Origin of the sequence: Flavobacterium sp. (genome assembly GCF_043720215.1) — a bacterium.
In the GTDB taxonomy this organism is placed as follows: Bacteria; Bacteroidota; Bacteroidia; order Flavobacteriales; family Flavobacteriaceae; genus Flavobacterium.
This window is the reverse complement of sequence record NZ_JAYSSZ010000284.1, coordinates 1-6,789: the sequence shown is the minus strand read 5'-3', so window position 1 is coordinate 6,789 and position 6,789 is coordinate 1. Positions and strand designations below refer to the sequence as shown.

Annotated in this window: 6 protein-coding genes; 5 read left to right on the top strand and 1 reads right to left on the bottom strand. The window is 33.4% G+C overall.

The window, feature by feature from the left end; genetic code table 11:
* From ACHZC3_RS12470 to ACHZC3_RS12450, 5 genes are all read left to right on the top strand, one after another.
* The coding region (locus ACHZC3_RS12470) for a homogentisate 1,2-dioxygenase (RefSeq protein ID WP_394760200.1) at positions 1–1,014 on the top strand (1,014 nt) is incomplete at its 5' end.
* Positions 1,015–1,181: 167 nt separating this feature from the next.
* On the top strand, positions 1,182–2,342 hold the full coding sequence (gene hppD, locus ACHZC3_RS12465; RefSeq protein ID WP_394760198.1) for a 4-hydroxyphenylpyruvate dioxygenase: 1,161 nt from the start codon (positions 1,182–1,184) through the stop codon (positions 2,340–2,342).
* A 296-nt stretch (positions 2,343–2,638) separates the two neighbouring features.
* On the top strand, positions 2,639–3,409 hold the full coding sequence (locus ACHZC3_RS12460) for a DUF3108 domain-containing protein (RefSeq protein WP_394760197.1): 771 nt from the start codon (positions 2,639–2,641) through the stop codon (positions 3,407–3,409).
* 4 nt (positions 3,410–3,413) lie between these two features.
* Entirely contained in the window at positions 3,414–4,337 is a 924-nt protein-coding gene (locus tag ACHZC3_RS12455) for a tryptophan 2,3-dioxygenase family protein (protein ID WP_394760196.1), read from the top strand.
* 12 nt (positions 4,338–4,349) lie between these two features.
* Complete coding sequence (locus tag ACHZC3_RS12450; protein WP_394760195.1) at positions 4,350–5,573, top strand: peptidoglycan DD-metalloendopeptidase family protein; 1,224 nt, start codon at positions 4,350–4,352, stop codon at positions 5,571–5,573.
* A gap of 133 nt (positions 5,574–5,706) precedes the next feature.
* Here the strand turns inward: ACHZC3_RS12450 and ACHZC3_RS12445 are convergent.
* On the bottom strand, positions 5,707–6,789 hold a 1,083-nt coding region (locus ACHZC3_RS12445), incomplete at its 5' end, for a gliding motility-associated C-terminal domain-containing protein (RefSeq protein WP_394760193.1).

Sequence of the window (6,789 nt, the reverse complement as noted above, 5' to 3'; positions counted from 1 at the left end):
CCAACACAAGTCAAAGAAATACTAAAATCATATTCAGTAGAACCAAAAATCGCAATAGGTAAAAACATAAAATCATTATTACTAAAAGGTTTCGAACTAAAACCAGAAGACGATTTTCTTGATAGTCGAAAAGACATGTTAGTCAACAAAGACTGCATTATTGGACTCGCAGCGCCCAGAAAATCACTTACAGAGTATTTTTATAAAAATGCCGATGCTGATGAAATGATCTTCATTCACAAAGGAAAAGGAAAACTTCGTACTATGTTAGGTAATATCCCTTTCGAATACGGAGATTATCTTATCATTCCTCGTGGTATGATTTATCAAATCGAATTTGAAACATCTGAAAACAGATTGTTCTACGTTGAATCTTACGCCCCATTTTATACGCCAAAACGTTACAAAAACGAATCGGGTCAACATTTAGAACATTCTCCATTTTGTGAGCGAGATTTCAAATTGCCTTCGGAATTAGAAACGCATGACGAAAAAGGTGATTTCCTTATTAAAACAAAAAAAGAAGGTATGATGCACGAAATTGTATATGCCACGCACCCATTTGATGTTATAGGTTGGGATGGTTACAATTTTCCGTACGCATTTAGTATTCATAATTTTGAGCCTATTACTGGGCGAGTACATTTGCCACCGCCAATTCATCAAACATTCGAAACATCTACTTTTGTAATTTGTTCATTTGTTCCGAGATTGTATGATTATCACCCAAAATCTATCCCTGCTCCATATAATCATAGCAATATCGACAGTGATGAAGTTTTGTATTATGTAGATGGTGATTTCATGAGTCGAAACAATATCGAACAAGGTCATATAACATTACACCCAAAAGGAATTCCTCACGGACCAGCACCAGGCGCTATGGAACGTAGCATTGGACACACCGAAACCCAAGAATTAGCAGTTATGGTCGATACTTTTCGTCCACTTATGGTAACCGAAGCAGCTATGGGAATTGATGATGGACAATATTACAAATCTTGGGTAGAATAATTTTTTTCAGAAGCTATTTTCCGCTTCCCGAGAGCTATCGGGACGTTGCAATCTTTTTTTTGGAGAAAAACCTCAAAAAAGGATTTCCATTACTATCGGGGCTAGAAATTTTCATTAAACAATAACATTTCGGGACAATCAAATAACCGAATCAACAAATAAACACAATGTCAAAAGAAATAAAATCAGTAGAATACGGACTAGAAAAAATATTTGAAGGGGCACAAGATTTCCTTCCATTACTAGGAACCGATTATGTCGAATTCTATGTAGGAAATGCAAAACAAGCAGCACATTTTTACAAAACAGCATTCGGTTTTCAGTCACACGCTTATTGCGGACTAGAAACAGGATCTCGTGACAAAGTTTCGTATGTTTTAAAACAAGATAAAATTCGTCTTGTACTTACAACGGCTTTAAACAGCGAATCACCAATAGGAGAACATGTAAAAAAACACGGAGACGGAGTAAAAGTTATTGCACTTTGGGTAGAAGATGCCAGAAAATCGTTTGAAGAAACTACATCTCGTGGTGCAAAAGTATATATGGAACCAACTGTTGAAACCGACGAATTTGGAGAAGTAGTTCGTGCCGGAATCTACACATATGGCGAAACTGTACACATGTTTGTAGAACGAAAAAACTACAAAGGAGCATTTTTACCGGGATTTGTAGAACATAAATCAGATTACAATCCTAGTCCAGTTGGACTAAAATACATAGACCACATGGTGGGTAACGTAGGTTGGAACCAAATGAATACTTGGGTAAAATTTTACGAAGACACAATGGGATTTGTAAACTTCCTTTCGTTCGACGACAAACAAATACACACTGAATATTCTGCATTGATGTCTAAAGTTATGTCAAACGGCAACGGACGCATCAAATTTCCTATAAACGAACCAGCAAAAGGAAATAAACGTTCTCAAATTGAAGAATATTTAGATTTTTATGAAGGTTCTGGTGTACAACACATCGCTATTGCTACAGATGATATTATAGAAACCGTAAGCCAGTTGAAAGCTCGTGGTGTAGAATTTTTATCGGCACCGCCACACGAGTATTACAAAGCTATTCCAGAAAGGTTAGGTGTTCACATGGATATGATGAAAGAAGATTTAACAAAAATAGAAAATCTTGCCATTATGGTCGATGCCGATGAAGATGGATATTTACTTCAAATATTTACAAAACCAGTAGAAGATCGTCCAACTTTATTTTTTGAAATAATTCAAAGAATGGGAGCCAAAGGTTTTGGAGCAGGAAACTTTAAAGCATTATTCGAATCTATAGAAAGAGAACAAGCGAAAAGAGGAACTTTATAGGAAATAGTTATTTTTGTTGCATTATTGTCAGAATAAAACGGTGTAGTCTTGATATTTGTGATAAAAATATGTTAAAGTTTATTTTTTGTTTGATATAATTGAATTCACACACTACTTTTGCACTCGAATTGAAAGGGGTGGTTCCCTTTTAATTAATAAATTTTCATAATTTATAGTTTTTTGGTTGGTTAAAGCATAAAAACTCAGTCATTTATTTGACTGGGTTTTTTGTTTTTTTAGTACATTTGGAATGAATTTTGTATTCTCTATTAAAACGAATATAAATCGACTAAAAAATGAAAAAGAAATTACTACTAGTATCACTAATTATTTCATTAAATACCTTTGCCCAAAACCAAAGTGCATTCGATATTGGTGAATGGTTCAAATTTAGAATTCACTACGGAATGATAACCGCGGGTTATGCCACGCTTGAAGTAAAAGAAGCCACAATAAATAATAAGAAAGTTTTTTATACAGTTGGACATGGTTATACAGCGGGCATGGCAAAATCTTTTTTTAAAGTCGAAGATCATTACCAAAGTTTTATTGATAAAACAACTAGTAAACCATATCAGTTTCTTCGTAAAATTGACGAAGGTGGTTATACAAAAAATCAAGAAGGTTTTTTTAATCAAGACAAAAACACTGTTTTAGTTAAGGATTATAAGAATAATACCGAAAAAACATTTAACGTAAGCGAAAATGTTCAAGATATTGTTTCGTCATTTTATTATTTAAGAAACCACCCAAATATTGATAAGCTGAAAGTTAATGAATCTATCATGATTGATATGTTTTTTGACGAAGAAGTGGTAAAATTTAAATTAAAATTTGTGGGAAGGGAAACAATAAAAACTAAATTCGGAAAAATAAAAACCATGGTTTTTAGGCCTTTAGTTCAGTCTGGAAGAGTTTTTAAAGAAGAAGAAAGTTTGACAGTTTGGATCTCTGACGACGAAAATAAAATACCTATACGCATTAAAGCAAGTTTAGCAGTAGGATCAATAAAAGCCGATTTAGAGACTTTCAAAGGATTAAAAAATCCTTTCATGGTAATTAATTAAAAATATGGATAAAATATCAAATCTTGTTCAAGAAATTGACGAAAAATATAAAACAATAAACCAAAAAACTGAAGTGCATCTAGAAGGATTGCTTTGGTCTAAACCGATAACATATTGGGATTATATTCAAACAGATGCTCTTCTAAATCTTCAAGTACAAAGAACAACTTTGCCAGATGAAAACGTATTTATTATGTATCATCAAATAAACGAGTTGTTGTTTAAAATGATTTTGTGGGAGATAAATCAGTTGTCTCATACCCAGAAACCATCAACAGTATTTTTTACAGAAAGACTAATGCGTATTAGTCGTTATTTTGACATGCTTACTACATCTTTCGATATTATGGGCGACGGAATGGAAGTTGAACAATATATGAAATTTCGTCATACATTAACACCAGCAAGTGGTTTTCAAAGCGCACAATATCGCATGATTGAGTTTTGTTCAACCGATTTGATAAACTTAATCGATCATAGATTTAGAGCAACAATAGATAGAAATACGACTTATACACACGCTTTCGAGCATTTGTATTGGCAGGCTGCTGGGAAAGATTATGCAACTGGTGAAAAATCATATTTTCTTAAGGAATTTGAGAAAAAATACAAAAAGGAATTCCTAGATTGTATGGAAGAATACAATACCATCAATCTTTGGCGAAAGTTTAAAGAAATTCCAGAAAATGACCAGAATAATCCAGAGCTAATTGCTGCTATGCGCCATTATGATTACACCGTAAATATTACATGGGTAATGGGACATTTGAATGCTGCCAGAAAATATATTGACAACGGAAAAGGCACTGGCGAAGCAACTGGCGGAAGCGACTGGAAAAAATATATGCATCCAAAATACCAAAGAAGAATATTTTTTCCCGAACTTTGGTCACAAGATGAATTAGCCACTTGGGGAGAAAATCTTTAAAAACCATTCCATTTGAAAAAAATTATAACGCTTTTAGTCATTGCGCTACTAATTATTTCATGTAAAAAAGACAATGAAAAATCAGTTCTGCCTGTAAAAAAGCCAGAGCCAATTCGTTATGATTTTGGTTTTAGGCTCAATGATTACTTGGTTATAAATGACACTATTCGCAATGGAGATACTTTTGGGAGCATTATCGAGAAACAAAATCTTAGCGGCAAACAAGTTTACGATATTGTTGCAAAAGTAAAAGATACTTTTGATGTACGAATAGTGAGAATTGGTAAGCCGTACACTATGTTGCTTTCTAGAGATAAAACTAAAAAACTGAATTATCTTATCTATCAACCCGATCAATTAACTTATTATATAGTCGATTTTAGAGATTCTATAGTATTAGCTAGTAAAAAACAAAAACCAGTAACATTCAAAAGAAGAACGATAGCTGGAGAACTAAACGGTTCGTTGTCTGAAACATTAAAAAACGAAGGCGCGTCTTCCGCCTTATCAAGTCAATTAATAGGGATTTACAAATGGTCAATCGATTTTTTTAAATCAAAAAAAGGAGACAAATTTGCCGTAACATTTACTGAAAGGTTTATAAACGATTCTATTTATGATGGTATCGATTCGTTAGAGTGTGCGTTTTTCGAATACAAAGGAAAAAATATTTACGCATTTCCGTTCAAACAAAATGCGTCAGATAAAAAAGTAGATTATTATAACGAAGAAGGAAAAGCACTAAAAAATTTCTTTCTGAAAGCGCCTTTAAAATCTATAAATATTACTTCAAAATTTTCGAAAAAAAGATTCCACCCAGTTCAAATGCGTTTCAAAGCCCATAATGGTACCGATTATGCTGCGCCATCAGGAACGCCAATCATGACAACAGCAAGTGGCGTGGTCGAAAAAGCGGGATACTCAATTGGAAATGGTAATTATGTAAAAGTAAAGCATGATAAAACCTTTGCGACTCAATATTTACACATGTCTAGAATTCTAGTTCGTCGTGGGCAGCATGTAACTCAAGGACAAGTAATAGGGAAAGTTGGAAGTACGGGATTAGCAACAGGACCACACGTTTGTTATCGTTTCTGGAAAAACGGAAAACAAGTAGATGCACTTAAACTTAAATTGCCAAATTCGACACCAATGGACAGTAAAAATAAACCAAGATTTATCGAATTTATGACTCCATTAAAAAGAGAATTAGATAGCGTTTCAGATTTAGATTAATTGTTTAGAAGATTTCTTCTGTAGTACTTCAAACTTTAATAATACAAAAACTTTAACAAAGGGAATTCTAATCTATAAAAAAACTGCCCAGGAATAATTCTTGGGCAGTTTTTAGTTTGCTACTGCTTTTTGTTTATCTATTTATATAAACCCATCCAGTTTTTGTTGGTTGATTGTCGTCAAATTCTATCACATAATAATAGGTTGCGTCAGGGAGTTCTGTTCCAGAATCTGTTTGTCCCATCCATTGATTTGTATAATTGTCTTTAGAATAGACCTTTATACCATATCTATTAAAGATGCTTAAGTTTCTAATATTTAACAATCGTAGATCAAAAAAATCATTATTGTTATCGCCGTTTGGTGATATTCCTTTAGGGATACTACAAAACATATTATCAATAGTAAATATTTCTGTTTTATAACAACCTTGCGGTGTTGTTACTGTTACATTAAAACTAATTGGGACTTGTTCTTCTAGTGATGTAGAGTCTAGATATGATGTAACATCAAAGTATGGACTATTTGTTCCAACAGTTACATTATTGCTATTTTCCCAAACATAATTAGCGGTATTTAAATCAAAAGCACTTGAGATTGATGTTACTTGAAGAATATAGTTGTTTTCTATACAGGCTCCAATAATCTCAAAATCTAAAGTGTTTAAAAAACTCACGTTCAATGTTGTATTTATTGCACATTGTCCCGTGTTAGGTGTAAAAATGTAACTTCCAGAAGCCGTATTGTCTATAATACTTGGTGTCCAAGTTCCTGATATACCATTTGGTGAACTTGTGTTTAAAACAGGAGGAGTCTCTCCTATACATAAACTTAAAGTAGTTGCAAAATTAGGCACAATAGTAGGAGCAGTAATAGTTACTACTAAAGTTGTGTTGGTTGCACATTGCCCAGTATTAGGTGTAAAATTGTAACTTCCACTTGTTGTATTACTAATAATATTTGGCGACCAAGTTCCTACAATTCCGTTAGGAGAAGTAGTATTTAACGTTGGAGCTGGTGTTCCATTACAAACATTAAGAGTAGTTACAAAATTAGGTACAATAGTAGGTGCGGTAATTGTTACCACTAAAGTGGTGTTGGTTGCACATTGCCCAGTATTAGGTGTAAAAATATAACTTCCGCTAGTTGTATTGCTAATGGTGTTTGGAGACCAAGCTCCTACAATTCCGTTAGGAGAAGTAGTATTTAAAGTTGG